General features: G+C 69.3%; 18 protein-coding genes. 8 read left to right on the forward strand and 10 right to left on the reverse strand.

All coding sequences use genetic code 11. From position 1 onward, the window contains the following. The first annotated feature begins 41 nt into the window (after nt 1–41). The 4 genes from AC099J_RS22540 to AC099J_RS22555 all read left to right on the forward strand — a co-directional run bounded on the left by AC099J_RS22540 (nt 42) and on the right by AC099J_RS22555 (nt 4,803). On the forward strand, nt 42–896 hold the full coding sequence (locus AC099J_RS22540; RefSeq protein WP_479617530.1) for an SDR family oxidoreductase: 855 nt from the start codon (nt 42–44) through the stop codon (nt 894–896). Nucleotides 897–942: 46 nt separating this feature from the next. Beyond that, nucleotides 943–2,934 (forward strand): ferritin-like domain-containing protein, encoded by a 1,992-nt coding sequence (locus AC099J_RS22545; RefSeq protein ID WP_479617531.1) that lies wholly within the window; start codon nt 943–945, stop codon nt 2,932–2,934. A gap of 252 nt (nt 2,935–3,186) precedes the next feature. Then, complete coding sequence (locus AC099J_RS22550) at nt 3,187–3,552, forward strand: YciI family protein (RefSeq protein WP_479617532.1); 366 nt, start codon at nt 3,187–3,189, stop codon at nt 3,550–3,552. A 3-nt stretch (nt 3,553–3,555) separates the two neighbouring features. Next, nucleotides 3,556–4,803, forward strand: coding sequence for an RNA polymerase sigma factor (locus AC099J_RS22555; protein WP_479617533.1), 1,248 nt, complete (start codon nt 3,556–3,558; stop codon nt 4,801–4,803). Between the two features lie 373 nt (nt 4,804–5,176). Here AC099J_RS22555 and AC099J_RS22560 read toward each other — a convergent pair whose 3' ends face one another. From AC099J_RS22560 to AC099J_RS22570, 3 genes are read right to left on the reverse strand one after another with little or no spacing between them, the layout of a single operon-like run. Further along, a complete protein-coding gene (locus AC099J_RS22560) occupies nt 5,177–6,100 on the reverse strand; it encodes an ABC transporter permease (protein WP_479617534.1) in 924 nt (307 codons plus the stop codon). Between the two features lie 11 nt (nt 6,101–6,111). Further along, nucleotides 6,112–7,155 (reverse strand): ABC transporter permease, encoded by a 1,044-nt coding sequence (locus tag AC099J_RS22565; protein WP_479617535.1) that lies wholly within the window; start codon nt 7,153–7,155, stop codon nt 6,112–6,114. Further along, nucleotides 7,152–8,717, reverse strand: coding sequence for an ABC transporter ATP-binding protein (locus tag AC099J_RS22570; RefSeq protein WP_479617536.1), 1,566 nt, complete (start codon nt 8,715–8,717; stop codon nt 7,152–7,154). The genes AC099J_RS22565 and AC099J_RS22570 overlap by 4 nt, the downstream gene beginning before the upstream one ends. A gap of 266 nt (nt 8,718–8,983) precedes the next feature. Between AC099J_RS22570 and AC099J_RS22575 the strand changes: the two genes are divergently transcribed. The 3 genes from AC099J_RS22575 to AC099J_RS22585 are packed head-to-tail and all read left to right on the forward strand — an operon-like array spanning nt 8,984 to nt 11,003. Beyond that, nucleotides 8,984–9,364 carry a response regulator transcription factor gene (locus tag AC099J_RS22575; protein ID WP_479617537.1) on the forward strand — a complete coding sequence of 127 codons (381 nt, stop codon included), beginning with the start codon at nt 8,984–8,986 and terminating at the stop codon, nt 9,362–9,364. Next, a complete protein-coding gene (locus tag AC099J_RS22580) occupies nt 9,361–9,972 on the forward strand; it encodes a chemotaxis protein CheC (RefSeq protein WP_479617538.1) in 612 nt (203 codons plus the stop codon). Before AC099J_RS22575 ends, AC099J_RS22580 begins: the two co-directional genes overlap by 4 nt. Next, on the forward strand, nt 9,969–11,003 hold the full coding sequence (locus AC099J_RS22585; protein ID WP_479617539.1) for a GGDEF domain-containing protein: 1,035 nt from the start codon (nt 9,969–9,971) through the stop codon (nt 11,001–11,003). The genes AC099J_RS22580 and AC099J_RS22585 overlap by 4 nt, the downstream gene beginning before the upstream one ends. A 29-nt stretch (nt 11,004–11,032) precedes the next feature. Here AC099J_RS22585 and AC099J_RS22590 read toward each other — a convergent pair whose 3' ends face one another. From AC099J_RS22590 to AC099J_RS22620, 7 genes are all read right to left on the reverse strand, one after another. Next, a complete protein-coding gene (locus tag AC099J_RS22590) occupies nt 11,033–12,034 on the reverse strand; it encodes a BMP family protein (protein WP_479617540.1) in 1,002 nt (333 codons plus the stop codon). Between the two features lie 67 nt (nt 12,035–12,101). Further along, complete coding sequence (gene upp / locus AC099J_RS22595; protein ID WP_479617541.1) at nt 12,102–12,731, reverse strand: uracil phosphoribosyltransferase; 630 nt, start codon at nt 12,729–12,731, stop codon at nt 12,102–12,104. A gap of 10 nt (nt 12,732–12,741) precedes the next feature. After that, nucleotides 12,742–14,004, reverse strand: coding sequence for a URC4/urg3 family protein (locus AC099J_RS22600; protein WP_479617542.1), 1,263 nt, complete (start codon nt 14,002–14,004; stop codon nt 12,742–12,744). Next, complete coding sequence (locus AC099J_RS22605; protein ID WP_479617543.1) at nt 14,001–15,260, reverse strand: GTP cyclohydrolase II; 1,260 nt, start codon at nt 15,258–15,260, stop codon at nt 14,001–14,003. Before AC099J_RS22605 ends, AC099J_RS22600 begins: the two co-directional genes overlap by 4 nt. 73 nt (nt 15,261–15,333) lie before the next feature. Further along, nucleotides 15,334–16,296 carry a threo-3-hydroxy-L-aspartate ammonia-lyase gene (locus AC099J_RS22610; protein WP_479617544.1) on the reverse strand — a complete coding sequence of 321 codons (963 nt, stop codon included), beginning with the start codon at nt 16,294–16,296 and terminating at the stop codon, nt 15,334–15,336. Beyond that, a complete protein-coding gene (locus tag AC099J_RS22615; RefSeq protein WP_479617545.1) occupies nt 16,293–17,381 on the reverse strand; it encodes a metal-dependent hydrolase in 1,089 nt (362 codons plus the stop codon). Before AC099J_RS22615 ends, AC099J_RS22610 begins: the two co-directional genes overlap by 4 nt. Nucleotides 17,382–17,487: 106 nt before the next feature. Next, nucleotides 17,488–19,005: a helicase HerA-like C-terminal domain-containing protein gene (locus AC099J_RS22620; protein WP_479617546.1), complete on the reverse strand. Its 1,518-nt coding sequence runs from the start codon at nt 19,003–19,005 to the stop codon at nt 17,488–17,490. 66 nt (nt 19,006–19,071) lie between these two features. On the opposite strand from AC099J_RS22620, the gene AC099J_RS22625 reads away from it, so the two are divergent. Then, nucleotides 19,072–19,791 carry a YebC/PmpR family DNA-binding transcriptional regulator gene (locus AC099J_RS22625; RefSeq protein WP_479617547.1) on the forward strand — a complete coding sequence of 240 codons (720 nt, stop codon included), beginning with the start codon at nt 19,072–19,074 and terminating at the stop codon, nt 19,789–19,791. The last annotated feature ends 79 nt before the right edge of the window (nt 19,792–19,870 follow it).

Raw genomic sequence — 19,870 nt, forward strand, 5'->3', positions numbered from 1 at the left:
TCTAGAGTGCGGGCATCGCAACCGACCTGAAAGCGCTGAACATGACCTCCCCTCTTTTGATCACGGGCGCCAGCGGCACCATCGGCAAGGAACTCGTGAAGCAACTGCAGGCCCGCGGTGTTGACTTCGCTGTGATGAGCAGCAAGCCTGCCACCGTCGTGGGCGGGCTCCCGGCCGTTCGGGGCGACTTTGCGGATGCCGCCAGCCTGCGCCAGGCCTTTGCCGGCGTGCAGACGCTCTTCCTCCTGTTCCCGTTCACGCCGGAAAGCGTGGACCTGGCGCGCAACGCGGTCGAGGCCGCCAAGGCCTCGGGCGTGAAGCACATCGTGCGCTCGTCCGGAGCCGGTGCGCAAGCCGGCAGCCCCGTCGCCATCGCCGACCTGCAGGGCCGCATCGACGCGATGATCGAGCAGAGCGGCATCGCCTACACGCTGCTGCGCCCGGCGGGCTTCATGCAGAACTGGGTCAACTTCTACGCCGGTCAGATCAAGGCGGGCAGCTATGCCGCTGCCCATGGCGACGCGGCCATCACCATGGTCGATGTGCGTGACATCGCCGAGGCGGCGGCCATCGTCCTGACCAACCCGGTGGCCCACGCGGGCCGGGCCTACACGCTCACCGGCGGCGAGGCCTTGAGCACGGGCGCGCAGGTGGCGATGATCAGCCGGGCGATCGGGCGGCCAGTGCGCTACGAGGCCATCTCCCCTGAGCAGGCGGAAACCGCGCTGCGCGGGTGGGGCTTGCCCCCCGCCCAGATCGCCCTGTACAGCAGCCTGGCCTACGTCTACAGCCAAGGCTGGGCAGCCGGTCTGAGTCCCGACGTGCAGACCCTCACCGGTCATGCGCCGCGCTCCTTCGCCGACTTCGTTGCGGAGCACGTGGCGGCCTGGCAGTGAGTTGTCGAGGGTGGCCATCCAGGCCGCCGGCCCGTAGAGTCGAACCATGAACACTCGTGCTTCCCGCCCGCCCAGCCGCGAACAACTGCTGTATTGGCTTCACGAGGCCGCAGAGATCGAGCACCACCTGATGTGCTGCTACCTCTACGCCGCATTCAGCCTGAAACGCGACGACGCCGCCTGGACACCCCCGCAGCGCGCCGCCGTGACTGCCTGGCGGCGCAGCATCACGGCAGTGGCGATGGAGGAGATGACCCATCTCGCGCTGGTCGGCAATCTCGTCAATGCGCTGGGCGCGGCACCGCACTTCAACCGCCCGGCCTTTCCGGTGGAGGCCGGGCCCTATCCCGAGGGTTTCGTCATCCGCTTGGCGCCCTTCTGTGCGGCGACCATCGAGCACTTCAAGTTCCTCGAGCGGCCCGGCCATGAAGAGCTGCACGACGCCGCAGGCTTCGAACCGCAGCGCCGCTACCGGCGCGTGGTGCCCGCCGGGCGCCTGAGCCCCGGCCCGCGCGACTACACCACGGTGGGAGAGCTATACCAGACGCTGGACCAGGCGCTGACCGAACTGGCCGGCACGCAGGGCGAAGCGGCCCTGTTCGTCGGTGACCCGGCGCTGCAGGTGGACGCCAGCCTGGCACCGCTGCCGGGCGTCTCGGCGGTGACCGATCTGGCCAGCGCGCTGGCGGCCATCACCACCATCGTCACCCAGGGCGAGGGGGCGGGCGCCGAGCAGCACGATTCCCACTTCGCACGCTTCTGTCGCATCGCCGACGAGTTGTCCGCGCTGCAGGCCGCCGACCCGAACTTCGAACCCGCTTGGCCCGCGGCGACCAACCCCGTGATGAACCAGCCCGTGAAGGCCGAGAGCGAACGTGTGCACATCAGCCACGCCCGTAACTCGGCGTGGCTGGACATCGGCAACGCGCTGTACACCACGAGCCTGCGCTGCCTGGTCCAAGGGTTCAGCAGCCATGAGCGAGCGTCCAAGGGCACCTGGCTGTCTGCCAGTTTCGCGCTGATGCGGGCGCTGCTGCCCGTGGCACAAGGCCTGGCGGCGAGGCCGGCACAGGACGGCAGCGAGAAGCCCCATGCGGGCCTGACGTTCACGCCGCTGCGTACCCTGGCCGCACTGCCGGCCAATACCGCTGCGCAGGTGGTGGCCGAACGCCTGGGGCAGTTGCGCGAGCGTGCGGTCGGCCTGCCGTTGGCCCTGGTGGCGGGTGAGACTGCGGCATCGTGGCAGGCTGTCATCAATCTGCTGATACAGCAGCAATCCAGCCTGCTGGCGCTGGCCGGCCTGTCCGCGCCGATCGAGCCGCCGGTCGCGCAGCCCGCGATGTTGGCGCAGGCCGCCGCCAAGGCCGCACCTGCACTCGCGCCGGCGCTGACCACCGCCCCCATCGAAGTGGTGCGCGGCAAGGACCTCACCATCCACTTCGAGGCGCGTCGCTGCATCCATTCGCGTCACTGCGTGCTGGACGCGCCCACGGTCTTCAAGGCCAACACGCCCGGTGAGTGGATCTATCCCGACACCGTAAGCGCCGAGACCTTGGTGGGCGTGGCCATCAGTTGCCCATCCGGCGCCATCCGCTACGTACGGCACGACGGTGGTCTGGCCGAATCAGCGCCGGCGGTCAACCAGCTGCGCGTTCGCGAGAACGGCCCGTATGCCGTGCATGCGCCGTTGACGATCGCCGGACAAAGCGACGGCTGGCGCGCAACGCTGTGCCGATGCGGGCAGAGCCGCAACAAGCCCTGGTGCGACGGCTCACACGTCGGTGCGGGCTTCACGGCCAGTGGCGAGCCGCCCTCGGGCGCAACAGACCCTTTGGACGTGCGTGACGGGCCGCTCGTCATCACGCCCACACGCAACGGACCGTTGCGTGTGCACGGCAAGTTGGAGATCTGTGCGGGAACGGGACGCACGGTAGCACGCATCACCGACGCCTCTCTGTGCCGCTGCGGGCACAGCCGCAACAAGCCCTTCTGCGATGGCTCGCACGCAGCCTCGGGCTTCGAGGCCGCCGGAACCTGAGTTCGCTGGGTGACATCCAGGTACCCAAAGCGGAAGGTCGAGATCGGCCGCGATAGCCGGCCTTGCAGCGGGTCCGGCCGGAAATGCGGCGCCCGTTGCTCCACTGGTGGCCACCGGGCTAGCATTTCGCAGGCCGCAACAAAAAAGTTTTTTTGGCCGGTGTCGATTGCGCGCGGACTGGCGCATCCAGCTTGCAGGAACGCGATGGTCGCGGTCCACCCCCCACGTGCCACCGTGCACAGGAGATGACCCATGGAATACATGCTGATGTTCTTCGAAACCCCGGCTGACCTGGCCCAGCGCGACAACCCGCAAACGGCCCCCGGCTACTGGGGCGCCTGGACGTCGTATATCGGCGCCATGGCCGCCAGCGGCACCATGACCTCGGGCAACGGCCTGCAACCCCGCGAGCTGGCCACCACCCTGCGCGTGAAGGACGGCAAGCGGCAGGTGCAGGACGGACCGTTCGCCGACACGCGCGAGCACCTGGGTGGCTACGTCATCCTGAAGGTCGATTCGATCGACCAGGCGCTTGAATGGGCGGCCCGGGCCCCGTGCGCCGCCACCGGCGTCGAAATTCGCCCGGTGCTGCCGCCGCCGCCCGGCGCGCCCGTCTGAGCCATGCCAGACGCGTCGCCGCCCGGCTGGAGCCAGGCCGAAACCGCGGCGCGCGCGTCGTACGGCCGGCTGGTGGCGCACCTGGCCTGGCGCTGGCGCGACCTGGCTGCCGCCGAAGACGCGCTGTCCTCGGCCCTGCTCGCCGCGCTCGAACACTGGCCTAGAACCGGCGTGCCCGATGCACCGGACGCATGGCTCCTGACGACGGCCCGGCGCGAGCTGCTGCAGGCGGCGCGCCACCGCCGGGTGGAGCAGGCGCCCGAAACCCTGGCGGTGCTGGAGCCCGACCTGCAGGCACCCGACACGCCCGATGTGTCGGACCATCGCCTGCGGCTCCTGTTCGTCTGCGCCCACCCGGCCCTGGCGCCGGCGATGCACGCGCCGCTGATGCTGCAGGCCGTGCTGGGCCTTCATGCCGAAACGCTGGCCCAGGCGTTCCTCGTGTCGCCCAGTGCCATGGCCCAGCGGCTGGTGCGGGCCAAGGCGCGGATTCGCGGGGCGGGCCTGCGCTTCGAGACACCCGAAGCGCGTGAGCTGCCCGAGCGCCTGTCGGCCGTGCTCGACGGCATCTACGGTGCCTACACCCTGGGCACGCGCGACGCCGCGCCCGACGCCGCCGACGAGACCACGCACGGCCTGGCTTCGGAGGCGCTCTTTCTGGCCCGCCTGGTGGTGCACCTGCAGCCGGCCAGTGCGGAAGCCTGGGGCCTGCTGGCCCTGCTGCTGTATTGCGAAAGCCGCCGACCGGCGCGCTTCGACGCCGACAACGCCTTCGTGCCGTTGACCCGGCAGGACACCCGGCTGTGGGACCGCACGCTGCTCCAGGAAGCCGAGCAGTGCCTGCACCGCGCCGCCGCACTGCGCCAGCCGGGCAGCCTGCAGGTGGAGGCGGCCATCCAGTCCGCGCACTGCCAGCGCGCCCACACCGGCCAGACACCGTGGCGCGCCATCGCCCACCTGTACGGCGTGCTCGCGGCGCAGTCGCCCACGGTGGGCGCGCGCATCGGCCAGGCTGTGGCCGTGGGCGAAGCCGGCGAACCGGCGCAGGGGCTGGCGCTGCTGCTCACGATTGATGCGGCCGACGTGGCGGCCCACCAGCCGTACTGGGTGGCCACGGCCCACCTGCAGCGCGCCTGCGGTCACGTCAGCGCCGCGCGCAGCGCCCTGTCGCGCGCCATCGGGCTGACTGCCGATGCGCGGGTGCGCGCCTACCTGGCGACGCAGGACGCCGCGACCGCGGCAGCTGCCTGAGGGTGAGCGGTGGCAGCAGGGCGTCGGTACAGACCGCGCCCGTTGCCGGCGCCGGAAGCATGAGCGCGGCCGCCACGTCGGCCATGTTGCGCGCCAGGCGATCACAGTCCACATGGGCCAGCCCGTGGCGTTCAACTCACACGTTGAGCGGCAGCTTTCTGGAAGCTTGGTAGGCCTGTGCCGACGTCCGCTTCGGGCGCAGAGCACCAACTCATCGCTGCGAACAGCAGTCGCCCGTGAGCGTTGGGTGGTTTGTCGGCCCTGACCGACCGGTTATGCAAGTACAGCGGACCGATGCGCTTGTCGAAAGTGAATGACGGGTTTCGCTGCGAAGCAACCACCCGGCCAAACCCCCACCCGACGCCCCATCCCCTCACCGCTCCCCCTTCCGATACGGCTGCATCAAGGCCTGGGGGTAGCGGGCGCGGCGCGCCACCAGCACCAGCGCGGCGATGGAGAGCACATAGGGCAGCATCAAATACAGCTGGTAGGGCAGCACCGCGCCGCCCGACTGCTGCAGCCGCAGTTGCAGCGCGTCGAAGAACGCGAACAGCAGCGCCCCCAGCAGCGCCTTGCCAGGCCGCCAGGAGGCGAACACCACCAGCGCCACGCAGATCCAGCCTCGCCCGTTGACCATGTTGAAGTAGAAGGCGTTGAACGCCGACAGCGTGAGGAAGCTGCCCGCCACGCCCATCAGCGCCGAGCCGGCGACGATGGCGCCGGTGCGCAGCCGCGCCACCGACAGGCCCTGGCCCTCGGCCGCGGCCGGGCTCTCGCCCACCATGCGCAGCGCCAGGCCCAGCGGCGTGCGCATCAACGTGAACGACAGCAGCGGCACCAGTGCCAACGCCAGCAGCGTCAGCGGCGTCTGCGCGTTCAGCACCGGCAGCGGCAGCCAGTCCATGACAGCGAATGGCTGCACCGTGGGCGGCGTCTCGACCTTCGGAAAGCTGACGCGGTAGCCGTAGTACGACATCGCGGTGGCCAGCATGGTGATGCCCAGCCCGGCCACGTGCTGCGACAGCGCCAGCCCCACTGTCAGCGCCGCGTGCAGCAGGCCGAACGCGGCGCCCGCCAGCGCCGCCACCGCCACGCCGCCCCACAGCGGCAGGCCGTGGTAGACCGCCAGCCAGCCGGTGAACGCGCCTGCAACCATGATGCCCTCGATGCCCAGGTTCAGCACCCCGGCCCGCTCGCACAACAGCACGCCCAGCGTGCCCAGGATCAGCGGCGTGGCGATGCGCAGCACCGCGACCCAGAAGGCGGGGTTGGCGATGAGGTCGAGAAAATCGCTCATTTCCTCACCCGCTACTGCGTGAGCAGTGTCGCGACCAGCACGGCGATCAGCGCGGTGGCCACGATCACATCGGCGATATAGGTCGGCACGCCAACAGCGCGGCTCATCGAATCGGCGCCCACCAGCACACCGGCCACGAAGACGGCCGCAGCCAGCACACCCAGCGGCCGCAGGCCGGCCAGCATGGCGATCACGATGCCGCTGTAGCCGTAGCCGGGCGACATGTCCAGCGTGACGTAGCTGGTGCGGCCCGCCACTTCGATCGCGCCGGCCAGGCCTGCCAGCGCACCCGAGAGCAGGGCCGTCAGCACCACGGTGCGGGTGACCGGCACGCCGGCGAACGCGGCAGCCCGCGCATTGGCGCCGACGGCGCGAATGTCGAAGCCCAGCACCGTGTGCCGCAGCAGCAGCCCCAGCGCCACGGCCAGGCCGACGGCCCACAGCAGCCCGGTGTGCAGCCGCGTCTGGGGCACGAGCTTGCGCAATTCCAGCTCGGGCTTGAGCGCCACGCTCTGCGGCCAGCCCATGGCCGTGGCGTCCTTCATCGGGCCGTCGAGCAGCGCGCCGACGCCCAGCAGCACGATGAAGTTGAGCAGCAGCGTGGTCACGACCTCGTCCACGCCGAGCCGGCTCTTCATCAACGCCGGGCCCAGCAGCAGCAAGGCGCCGGCTGCCGCCGCGGCCAGCAGCATCAAGCCGAACAGCACGGGCATGGGCAGCGCGAAACCGGTGCCGCCGTGCAGGCCACCGACTGCGACGGCCGCCATCGCGCCGGCATAGAGCTGGCCCTCGGCGCCAATGTTGAACAGACGCGCCTGGAAGGCCACGGTGGCGGCCAGGCCGGTCAGGACCAGGGGGATCGCGCGGGTCAGCGTCTCGCTCCACGCGAACACCGAGCCGAAGCCGCCCTGCAGCAGCAGCGCATAGCTGCGGCCCACCGGCGCGCCGGCCCAGGCCACCAGCAGCGCGCCCACCAGCAGCGTGAAAGCCACGGCACCCAGCGGCGCCAGCAGCAGGGCCAGCGGCGAGGCGGTGGCGCGGCGCTCCAGCCTCATGCGGCACCGCCGGAGTTCGGTGTGGCCGCGCCATCCGCACCGGCCATCTGCATGCCGATGGACGCACGCGTCCAGTCGCCTGGCGCGCGTGCGGCCGACAGCCGGCCATCGCGCATCACGGCCACGGTGTCCCCCAGCGCCAGCACTTCGTCCAGGTCGTCAGAGATCAGCAGCACGGCACTGCCGGCGTCGCGTGCGGCGCGCAGTTGCTGGTGCACGTGGGCGACGGCGGCCACGTCCAGCCCCCAGGTGGGCTGGTGCGCCACGATGAGCACGGGCGCGCGACCCGGCGGGTCGTGCGGCATGCCCTGCAGCGCGCGCCCGAGGATCAGCTTCTGCATGTTGCCGCCGGACAGCGCGCGCGCCGGCGCGTCCAGCCCGGCGCCGCGCACGTCGTAGCTGCTGACGATGGCGTTGGCGTGCGCGCGCGACCGGTCGCGGCGGATCCAGCGCAGGCCGAACGGGCCCCAGCGCGAAAACGGGGGGGCGCGCAAGCGTTCGGAGACGGCGTTCTCCCACACCGTCAGATCGCCCACCACGCCGGTGCCGTGCCGGTCCTCCGGGATGCGGGCCACGCCATGGGCCACCAGCCACCCTGGTGCGGATGGCAGCGGCTGGCCCTGCAACAGCACCCGGCCCTCGCTGGCCCGCCGCGTGCCGCACAGCAGCTCCGCCAGGCTGCGCTGGCCGTTGCCGGAGACGCCGGCAATCGCCGTGATGCGGCCGGCCCGCAGCAGCAGCGACACCTGCTGCAGCCGGTCGTGGCCACGGCCCTCTGTGCTGACCTGCTCGAGCACGCAGACGGCTGCGCCCGCTGCGCCGGTGGCCGCGTGCGGCAGCGCCTGCGGCAGGGCCTCGCCCACCATCCACTGCGCCAGCTGCGTCTGTGTCAGGCCGGCCGCATCGGCCTGCGCCACCAGCTTGCCGGCGCGCAGCACCGCGACACGGTGCGACACGCGCAGCACCTCGGGCAGCTTGTGGCTGATGAAGAGGATGGACAGGCCCTGCGCCACCATCTGCGCCAGCGTCTCGAACAGGGCTTCGCTCTCGGCCGGCGTCAGCACGGCGGTGGGTTCGTCCAGGATCAGGATGCGCGCGCCGCGCACCAGCGCCTTCAGAATCTCCACCCGCTGGCGCTGGCCGACAGACAGGTCGGCCACCAACGCATCGGGCTCGACCGGCAGGCCGAAACGCTGGGCCACCTGCAGCAGCCGCGCGCGCATCGCAGCGCGGCGCGACCACGGGCGCCACAGCGGCTCGGTGCCCAGGATGATGTTGTCCAGCACGGTCAGGTTGTCGGCCAGCGTGAAGTGCTGGTGCACCATGCCGATGCCGGCGGCCAGCGCGGCCCGGGGTTGGCCCGGTGCCAGTGGAGCGCCGAAGGCTTCAATGCTGCCGGCATCGGCCACGTAGTGCCCGAACAGGATCGACATCAGCGTGGACTTGCCGGCCCCGTTCTCGCCCAGCAGCGCCAGCACTTCACCTGCGGCCAGGTCCAGCGTGATCGCATCGTTGGCCAGCAGCGGGCCGAAGCGCTTGGTGATGGCGCGCAGACGCAGCACCGGGGCGGCGGGGCGGTCAGCGGCGGTAGGGGCGGCGGCGTGGGGCAAGCGGCGGGCGGGCGACAAAGGGTTGAGTGACGTGAGCAGCTTCCGGGCCAGCGTGCGCCGATCGGCGCTTGCAGTGCGTGCATTGTGCCGGCCTGTGCCTGTTGTCAGGGTCGGCCTGTGTGGCGCCGTGTGCACTCGATTTATCAGGGCATGCCCCCTAGAATCGACCGCCTCCAACCGTCTTGCGCTGGCTTAGTGGCTGGCGCACCATTGGCCCCATGTCCACCTCGCTTCCCAAGACCCTGCTGATCGTCGACGACAGCCGCGTGTCCCGCTTGATGATCCGCACCCTGGTGGTCAAACACCGACCCGCTTGGCAGATCGTCGAGGCCACCAACGGCGATGAGGCGCTGGCCCTCGTCGCCCAGGACGTGCCCGACTTCGCCACCGTGGACATCAACATGCCTGGCCTCCTGGGCACCGATGTGGCCGAGCAGTTGCGCCGCGCGTACCCGGGTCTTGCCCTGGTGTTGTTCTCGGCCAATGTGCAGGGCAGCCACCAGGCGCGGGCGGCCGAGATCGGCGCCGGCTTCGTGGCCAAGCCGGTCAACGAAAAGAGCGTGATGCAGGCGCTCGCCTTGCTGGAATCGCACACGTGATCGAACTGACGGAGCTGCAGCAAGACGCCCTGGCTGAAGTGTTCAACGTCGGCGCTGGTTACGCGGCGGCCAGCCTGTCGGAGATCGTGGGTGACGAGGTTCAGCTGTCGGTCCCACGCCTGGCCTTCTATGCGCGGCACGAGCTGAGTGCCACTGTGCTGGCGCTGAACGGGCCGCGACTGGGTGCGGTGCGCCAGCAGTTCAGCGGCCCGTTCACGATCCAGGCTTCCCTGCTGTTCAACGAGGACAAGGCGCTGGAGATCGTGCGCGAGATGATCGGCTCGCAGCTCAGCGTGGACGACCTCGTCGACTTCGAGCACGAAGCCATGTGCGAGCTGGGCAACATCATTCTCAATGCCTGCATGTCGGCCGTGGCGGACATGCTGGCGGTGGAGATGACCAGCACGCTGCCCGAGTACACGGTCGACCAGGCCGAGGCCGTGATCGGTGAGATCACGACCGACACCGGCCGGCCGGTGGTGCTGGTGCTGCACATCGAGCTGACGATCGAGAAGCGCGAGACCCATGGCTGTCTGGTGTTCCTGCTGAGTTCCACGTCGTTCAACGAGCTGATGGCAGCCGTCGATCGTTTTCTGGCGCGCATTTGACTGACGAGACCAACGCCGGGCTGCCACCACCGCAGCCGAGCGAGCCACAACCCCTGGTGGCCTGGCCTGCGTTGGCCGATGCGGTGCTGCTGGGCCTGGTGCTGCTCGATCCGCGTGGGCGCGTGCTGCACTGGAACGCCTGGATGTGCCGCTACAGCGGCATCGCCGCGCAGGCCGCCGTGGGCCGCCGGCTGGAGACGATCTTCCCGGGCATGCTGCCGATCACGTTCTCCCACGCCGTGGACAACGCCTTGCGCCGGTGCATGCCGATCGTGCTGTCCAACGTGCTGCACCGCTCGCCGCTGCCGCTGTACAAGCGGCCCGAGGACGCCGCCGAGGATTTGCGCATGCCGCAGTCCGTGACGATCACCCCGGTGGTGTCGGCGGGCGCACCGCACCTGTGCCTGGTGCAGGTCACCGACACCAGCGTGCTGGCCAAGCGTGAGCGCGTGCTGATGTCGCGATCGGACAAGCTCTCGCGCGAGGCGCTGGTCGATGGCCTGACCGGTGTCTACAACCGCAAGTACTTCGACCAGAAGCTGCGCGCCGAACTCGAACGCGCCCAGCGCAGCCTGACGCCCGTCGCGCTCATCATGCTGGATGTGGACAGCTTCAAGCCCTACAACGACACCTACGGCCACCCATCCGGCGACCGCGTTCTGATCGAAGTGGTGCACGCGGTGCGCGAGCAGCTGAACCGCGCGACCGATATCCTGGCGCGCTACGGCGGCGAAGAGTTCGCGGTCGTGCTGCCGGCATCGGACAAGGCGGGCGCCAAGCTGATCGCGGAGAAGATCCGTCGGTCGGTGGAGGCGCTGAACATTGCGCACAGCGCGTCGGCGGTGGCCACGCACGTAACGGTCAGCCTGGGCGTGGCCTGCCATGACTCGCGCATGCCTGTCAGCGCCCCTGACCTCCTGGAACTGGCCGACCGCGCCCTCTACGATGCCAAGCGCAGCGGGCGCAACCAGGTGCGCTGGGTGATGAGCGGTGCCTCGCCGCTGGACACCTTCCCGGCCACGCAGGACTAGCCCGCGGCGGCCTGCGACTCGCAGCGAGGCTACTTGACGGACGCCTTGGGCTGCGCGTCGTCGATCTTCACGCTGAACTTGCCCGCCAGGATCTCGGCCTGCCGCGCCTTCACACGGGCCACGAGATCCGCCGGCACCTTGGACTCGAACGTGCCCAGCGGGGCCAGCTCCGAACCCTTGAACTGCATGTGCGAGTACTTGCCGAAATCGTCGGCCTTGAACTGGCCTGCCTTCACCAGCTTGAGCGCCTCGTCGATCGTCGGCTCCATGTTCCACACGGCCGTGGCGACCACCGTATCGGGGTACTGCGGCTGGGTGTCCACCACGTTGCCGATGGCCAGCTTGCCGCGCTCCTTGGCGGCATCGCTGACGCCGAAGCGTTCGGCATACAGCAGGTCGACGCCCTTGTCGATCATGGCGAAGCTGGCCTCTTTGGCCTTGGGTGGGTCGAACCAGCTGTTGATGAAGGTGATGGTGAATTCGACCTTGGGGTTGACCTCGCGCGCGCCGGCCATGAAGGCGTTCATCAAGCGGTTGACCTCGGGGATCGGAAAGCCGCCGACCATGCCGATCTTGTGCGTCTTGGTCATGCCGCCGGCGATCATGCCGGTCAGGTAGGCCGGCTCCTGGATGTAGTTGTCGAACACGCTGAAGTTCGGCGCCTGCGGCTTGGCCGACGAGCCCATCAGGAACGAGACCTTTGGAAAGTCGCGCGCCACCTTGCGCGCCGCCGCCTCCACTGCGAACGACTCGCCCACGATCAGCTGGCTGCCAGCCGTGGCGTACTCACGCAGCACGCGCTCGTAGTCGGCGTTCTTCACGTTCTCCGTGGCCTTGTATTCGATCTCGCCGCGCGCCTCGGCGGCCTTCAGCGCCTTGTGGATGCGACCGACCCACTGCTGCTCGAACGGCACCGTGTAGACGGCCGCAACCTTGAGCTTGGCCTGCGCCTGGACCAGAGACGGCAGGCCGGCGGCCAGGGCGAGGGCGAAGGCGGCGGTGCGGGTGATCAGATGACGGCGCTGGTCCACGGTTGGGCTCCTTGGGGGGTTGCTGAGGTGGGTGGATGCGTGGCTGCGCTCAGCGCAGGGGTTGTCATTATTTCGTGCCGAAGATGCGGTCGCCAGCGTCGCCCAGGCCCGGCAGGATGTAGCCGTGGTCGTTCAGCTCACGGTCGATGGCGGCGGTGTAGATCGGCACATCGGGGTGCGCCTTCTGCATCGCGGCCACACCCTCGGGGCAGGTCAGCAGGCAGACGAATTTGATCGACTTGGGGTTCAGCTCCTTCAGCCGTTCGACTGCCGCGATGGCCGAGTTGCCGGTGGCCAGCATCGGGTCGACGATGACGATGTCGCGCTCGTGCATGTCGTGCGGCATCTTGAAGTAGTACTCCACGGCCACCAGCGTCTTGGGGTCGCGGTACAGGCCGACATGGCCTACGCGCGCGCCCGGCACGATGTTGAGCATGCCCTCCAGGATGCCGTTGCCGGCCCGCAGGATCGAGACGAACACCAGCTTCTTGCCATCGATGACTTTGGAGGTCATGGTCTCCAGCGGCGTTTCGATCTCGATCTCCTGCATCGGCATGTCGCGCGTGACCTCGTAGGCCATCAGGCTGGACAACTCGTTCAGCAGCCGGCGAAAGGTGTTGGTGCTGGCGTCCTTGCGGCGCATCAGGGTCAGCTTGTGCTGCACCAGGGGGTGGTCGATCAGGTGGACGTTGGACATGTTGTTGCTTTCAGAAAACGGTGCCGTCGCTGTCGATGCTGAGGGGCGGGACACCGCCACGCAAACGTTGTGCCAGTACGCGGCCTTGGGCCCATGTGCCGCCCTCGAGCACGCAGGCCAGCGGCATCTGCGCGGCGCTGGTGCCCAGCTCGGCACGCACCAGCGGGGCGAGAGCGTCCAGCAGCGCCACGGTGAGCGCGCGCCATTCGACGATCAGCTCGTCGCCGGGCTGCCAGAGGCGTGTGGCCAGTGACGCGTCGCGCAAGCGCAGCACGCCCGCGTCCAGCAGCAGGCCGCCGTTGCGGTATTCGGGCAGGCCGGTCAGCGCGTCAATGCCCTCGACGCGCACGCCAGCCCACTGAAAGGGCTCCAGCAGCGAATAGCTGAGCCACTGCGAGAGCTTGTGGAACGGCATCCAGCCAGCAGTCATGCCGGCGCCGGGCACGGCCTCGTGGCGCCAGCAGTCGCCCAGCGGTACGCTGCCGATGGCGTTTTGCGCCGGCCAGATCGGCGAGAGAGAAACCAGCAGCTGCGACAGGATGTCGTGCGCCGCAATGCTGGCCGTGGGCGCGACGGCCGAGGCGCCCTGCGCGCTGACCAGCAGGTCGAACAGCCCGCCGGGCCGGCCTTGCGGGCCGAACACGCCCGGCTGCGCCGCCAGCGTTTCGCCCAAGCGGCGCAGCAGCAGCACGCGCCCATCCAGCCCCACCAGCGGGTTGACCGAACTGACCTGGAACGCGGCCGCCAGCCGGTCGCCGATGAGGCCGCGCAGACCCATGGCGTCCACCTGCAGCGGATGCTCCGGGTCGCTGGAGAACAGGCCGCCCATGAAGGCATGGAAGCTGGCCACGCCCAGGCCTTCGGAGCGGGTGAAGGTCTGGCCGCTGGCGCTCTCCACGTACTTCCAGTCCGGCCCGGCGCCTGCGTCCAGCAGCACGCTGACCAGGGCCAGATCGATCATGGCGCGGGCTTTCGCCGCTGCCGACAGCGCGGCCAGGCGCTCGTCCAGCAGTGCCTTGCGATCGATGCCGCCGGCCTCGAAATGGCGCCAGCGGCTGTGGAACGGAATCGCACCGCCGGGGTAGCGCTCGCGCGTCAGATCGGCCACTTGCGCGGCGGCCGCGTGCAGTGCGTCGGCATCGACTTCGAACCAGCGCGAGGCGCCCACGCGCGCGCGCTCCAGCAGGTGCCCGGCGCGTGTGCGGATGGCGGTGGTGCTACGCAGCGCGGCGGCGGCGCCTTCGGGGTGGTCAACGTCCAGTGCAAAGCTCACGCGACCAACCCCCGGCCCTTGGCCTTCTTGAGTTCTTCGGCGTCCGGCACGGCACCGGGGGTGAAGTAGCCGGCGGCCATCTTGGCATCCATCTCCACCTGCGCATCGGCGGGGATCATGTGCTCGGGGATGTTGACGCGCTGCACCACCTCGATGCCGGCGCGGGTGATGGCGTCGTACTTCATGTTGCTCATCGACACCAGGCGGTGGATCTTGCGGATGCCCAGCCAGTTCAGCACGTCGGGCATCAGCTCCTGAAAGCGCATGTCCTGCACGCCGGCCACGCATTCGGTGCGGTTGAAATACTGGTCGGCGGTGTCGCCGCCCACCTGCCGCTTGCGGGCGTTGTAGACCAGGAACTTGGTGACTTCGCCCAGCGCCCGGCCTTCCTTGCGGAAGTAGCTGACCAGGCCCACGCCGCCGCGCTGCGCACCCTGGATGCATTCCTCGATGGCGTGCGTCAGGTAGGGGCGGCAGGTGCAGATGTCCGAGCCGAACACGTCCGAGCCATTGCACTCATCGTGCACGCGGGCGGTGAGTTCCACCTCGGGATTGGCCAGGTCGCTGGGGTTGCCGAAGATGTAGGCCGTGAGGCCGCCGATCGGGGGCAGGAAGACTTCCAGGTCGCTGCGCGTCACCAGCTCGGGGTACATGCCGCCGGTTTCCTCGAACAGCACGCGGCGCAGATCGGCCTCGGTGCAGCCGAAGCGCTTGGCCACTTCGGGCAGAAACCACACCGGCTCCACTGCCACCTTGGTCACCATGGCCGCGCCGCCGGCCGTGAGGAACTTGCCGTCGGCCTTCAGGCGGCCGGACTGCAGCGCCTCGATCACCTCGGGCAGGATCACATGCGCCTGCGTCACCGCGATGGTCGGGCGGATGTCATAGCCCGCCGCCAGCTCAGCTGCGAATTCGCTGGCGATGGTGGCGCCCCACGGGTCCATGGCGACGATGCGGCCCGGCTCGCTCCACTGCGGGTAGGGGCCGATGACGTCGGTCGGCATCGTGTTGGTGAGGTCGGCCTTGTGCTCTCGCGACAGGCCGCCTGAGGCCACGGCCAGCGCGCGGTAGATGCTGTAGCTGCCGCTGTGTGTGCCAATCACGTTGCGGTGACTGCGCTTGGTGGTGGTGCCCACCACCGGGCCGCGCTCGGTGGCGGTGGCAGCGGCCCAGCGGATGGGCAGGGCGCCGAAGCCGCCGGCGTGCGAGGTCAGGCGGATGTGGCGAGGCGACGAGGCTTCTGTGGGGGTGGTCACGGGTGCCTTCCTTGGCGGTCAGGGGTTCGGATCAATGTAGCGGTGCGGGGTGGGCATGACAAGTTGGCAGCGCCTACGCCACCAACTCCGCAAAGCGCGCCAGGTCGACATTGCCGCCACTGACCAGCACACCCACGCGGGCGCCCTGCAGGTCCAGCCCGCCATGCAGCGCCGCAGCCAGCGAGAGGCAACCCGTGGGCTCGACCAGCATCTTCATGCGCTCGGCATAAAAGCGCATGCACTCGACCAGTTGCGCATCGGTGGCGGTCAGCACGCTGGTCACGTCGCGGCGGATGATGCCGAAGGTCAGCGCGCCGAGCTGCTGCGTCTGCGCGCCGTCGGCGATGGTGCGGGGCACCTCGATCTTCACGCGCTCGCCACGCGCCATGGACTGCTGGCCGTCGTTGCCGGTCTCGGGCTCCACGCCGTGGATCTGGCACTGGGGTGACAGCGCGCGGGCAGCGAGCGCGCTGCCCGACAGCAGGCCGCCGCCGCCCAGGCAGACGAAGAAGTGGTCCAGCGGGCCGACATCCTCGAACAGCTCTTTGGCGGCCGTGCCCTGGCCGGCGATCACGTCGGCATGGTCGAACGGCGGGATCAGCGTCATGCCGCGTTCCTCGGCGATGCGCCGCGTCAGCAGCTCGCGGTCTTCCTGGAAACGGTCGTAGACGATGACCTCGGCGCCGTAGCCGCGTGTCGCGGCCAGCTTGGCGGCGGGCGCGTCGTGCGGCATGACGATGACGGCCGGCATCTGCAGCAGCCTGGCCGCCAGCGCGATGGCCTGCGCGTGGTTGCCGGACGAGAACGCGATCGCGCCGCGACGCCGCTGCTCGGGCGTGAAGCGCGCCAGGGCGTTGTAGCCGCCGCGGAACTTGAAGGCGCCCATTCGCTGGAAGTTCTCACATTTGAAGAACAGCTGCGCGTTGAGCCGCGCGTCCAGAGTGGACGAGCGCAGCACCGGGGTGCGGTGCGCCACGCCGTCGATGCGTTGGGCTGCGGCGGCGACGTCGTCGTAGGTGGGCAGTGCGAGGGTCATGGAGCGGGTAGGGTGGAAGGGGTGGGCGAGGGCAGGGGCGCGGTGCGGGCCAGTGAGAAAGGCGGCTCGTCCGGCGCGGGCTCGTGCCACATGCGCTGCCACACCGCGCGCAGCGCCTGCACGCGGTCGGCCTGGGCGGCAATGGAAACCGGGGTGACGGCTTGCCAGGGTGCGGCTGGGGCAGCGCGCTCGGCCACCAGATACTGGAACGAATAGGCGCCTTCGACACCCATGCGCACGTCCGACAGAACCAGCTGCCCGCCCTGCGCTTGCGCCTTCATGAAGCCGCTGGAGAACCACAGCAGCCGCTCCACTGCGGGGGTGCCCGACAGCGCCTGCAGCGCAGCGCCATCGTGGGCGTAGCGTGCGAAGCGCATCGGTCCCCGGTCGGTGGGCAGTGCGCGGTAGCCCTCCAGCATGCCGTCGGGCGTGAGCACGACCACGCGCCACAGCAGCGTGCTGAACGGCATGGGCACGGAGAAGCGCGGCGCCTCGGCCAGGCCCAGCGGGGCCAGTGCCTGCTCGGCCTCGCGGTCGACCCACTGCTTGGCCAGCAGCGACCAGCCCAGGTAGACGCTGCTCAGCGCAAGCCCTGCGACCAGGAAGCGCCTGCCCAGCGGCCGGGCGCCTACGGCGAGCACGGCGACCACCGCCACCAGCAGCGGCAGCGTGTAGGCCGGATCGATGATGAACATGCTGGACCACATGGTGGGCTGCGGCGGCAGCGGCCACCATAGCTGCGTGCCGTACACCGTGAAGGCGTCCAGCAGCGGGTGCGTCAGCAGCGCCAGCCAGATCGCCAGCAGCCAACGCCGGGGCGACTCGCGCACGGGGCCCCACCAGCGTCTGAGCAGCCACCAGATCACGAGGCCCAGCAGCGCCAGCACCGGCAACGAATGCGAGGGGCCGCGGTGCCAGGTGACCAGCGTCACCGCGTCGGCGTCCATCCAGCGCAGCGGAAAGCTGTCGAGATCGGGCAGGGTGCCGAGCACGGCGCCGGCCAGTACCGCGCGGCGGCGGTGCAGTGCCGGTACCGCCAGCGCCGCAACGCTGCTGCCCAGCACGATTTGGGTCAATGAATCCATCGGCCGTCAATGTAGCGGATGCATTGGAGCCCTCGAGACCGTGGCCGTCCTGCGCCCCCAGGTTCAGCCGGGGGGCGAAGCTCTGGCGGACGGGCCGGTGACCGTGTCAGCGTTTGCGCCCGCCGAAGATGCCGCCCAGCACGCCCCGCAGGATCTCGTTGCCCACCTTGGTGCCCATGGTGCGCATCGTGGACTTGGCCATGGTCTGCACCAGGCCGTCGCGCTTGCCGCCGCGCGGGCCGGTGGAGCCGAACAGCAGCTCGTTCAACCCGCCCATCATGCCGCCGCCTTCGGCCGTCTTCGTCGCAGCCTCGGCCTGCGTCTGAGCGGCCCCGGCAGCGGCCTGGTCGGCTCGGCCCTTGAGCATCTCGTAGGCCGATTCGCGGTCGACCAGCTTTTCGTAGACGCCGGCCACCAGCGAGTTCTGCACCAAAACCTGGCGCTGGGCGGGGGTGATCGGCCCCAGCTGGCTGCCCGGCGGCAGCATGTAGACGCGCTCGGTGATGGTGGGGCGGCCCTTGGGGTCGAGCAGGCTCACCAGAGCCTCGCCCACGCCCAGCTCGGTGATGGCGGCCTCGATGTCCAGGCCGGGCTTGGGGCGCATGGTCGACGCGGTCGCCTTGACGGCCTTCTGGTCGCGCGGCGTGAAGGCGCGCAGGGCATGCTGCACGCGGTTGCCCAGCTGCGCCAGCACGGTGTCGGGAATGTCCAGCGGGTTCTGCGTCACAAAATACACGCCCACGCCCTTGGAGCGCACCAGCCGCACCACGAGTTCGATGCGCTCGACCAGCACCTTGGGCGCCTCGTTGAACAGCAGATGCGCCTCGTCGAAGAAGAAGACGAGCTTGGGCTTGTCCGGATCGCCGATCTCGGGCAGTTGCTCGAACAGCTCGGACAGCATCCACAAGAGGAAGGTGGCGTACAGCCGGGGCGAGTTCATGAGCTTGTCGGCCGCCAACACGTTGACCATGCCGTGGCCGTTGCTGTCGGTCTGCATGAAGTCGTTGATGTCCAGCATCGGCTCGCCGAAGAACTGGTCGCCGCCCTGGCTTTCGATCTGCAGCAGGCCGCGCTGGATGGCGCCCACGCTGGCGGCGCTGATGTTGCCGTATTCGGTGGTGAAGGTCTTGGCGTTCTCACCGACGTGCTGCAGCATGGCGCGCAGGTCCTTCAGGTCCAGCAGCAGCATGCCGCTGTCGTCGGCGATCTTGAACACCAGGTTCAGCACGCCGGCCTGGGTGTCGTTCAGGTTCAGCATGCGGGCCAGCAGCAGCGGCCCCATGTCCGAGATGGTGGCGCGCACCGGGTGGCCCTGCTCGCCGAACACATCCCACAGGTGCACCGGGCAGGCCATCGGCGCGGGGACGTCGATGCCGCGCTCGGCCAGGATGGCGGCCATCTTGGGGTTGGCGCCGGCGGCGTGGCTGATGCCGGTGAGGTCGCCCTTGACGTCGGCCATGAACACCGGCACGCCGATTCTCGAGAAATTTTCGGCCAGGGTCTGCAGGCTCACCGTCTTGCCAGTGCCGGTGGCGCCGGTGATCAGGCCGTGGCGATTCGCCAGGTTGGGCAGCAGTTCGCAGGTGGTGTTGGAGTTCTTCGCGATCAGCATCGGCTCGGCCATGGCAAGGTCCCGGTGGGTGGAAAAGTAAAATCGCGTCGAGATTAAATCAAACCAGAGGGATTCTTCGTGGCGGGACACAGCAAATGGGCCAACATCCAGCACCGCAAAGGGCGCCAGGATGAAAAGCGCGGCAAGGTATGGACCCGGGTGATCCGCGAAATCATGGTCGCTGCGCGCCAGGGTGGGGGTGATCTGTCGATCAACCCGCGCTTGCGGCTGGCGGTCGACAAGGCCAAGGCGGCCAACATGCCGGCCGACACCATCAAGCGCAACATCGACAAGGCCACCGGCAACCTGGAAGGCGTGCACTACGAGGAAATCCGCTACGAGGGCTATGGCATCGCTGGCGCCGCCATCATCGTGGACACCATGACCGACAACCATGTGCGCACCGTGGCCGAAGTGCGGCACGCCTTCAGCAAGTACGGCGGCAACATGGGCACGAACGGCTCCGTGGCGTTCCAGTTCAAGCACTGCGGCCAGATCGTGCTGGCCCCCGGTGCTGACGAAGACAAGGTCATGGAAGTGGCGCTGGAGGCCGGTGCCGACGATGTGCTGAGCGACGACGACGGCGCCATCGAGGTGCTGACGCCCTGGACCGAGCTGGAGGCCGTCAAGCTCGCACTGGAGGCCGCCGGCTTCATACCTGAAATCGCCGAAGTGACCATGCGCGCAGAAAACACCATCGACTTCGCCGGCGACGATGCCGAGCGCATGCAAAAGCTGCTGGACGTCCTGGAAGACCTGGACGACGTGCAGAACGTCTACCACAACGGCGCCCTATGAATCCCCACGCAATGCACATCGTGCCGTCGCTCGCCCTGAAGGTGGCCGTCGGCCTTCCCACTGCGACCCGTCGGGGGCC

The sequence above is a fragment of the Rhodoferax sp. RT4P68 genome (assembly GCF_056521305.1).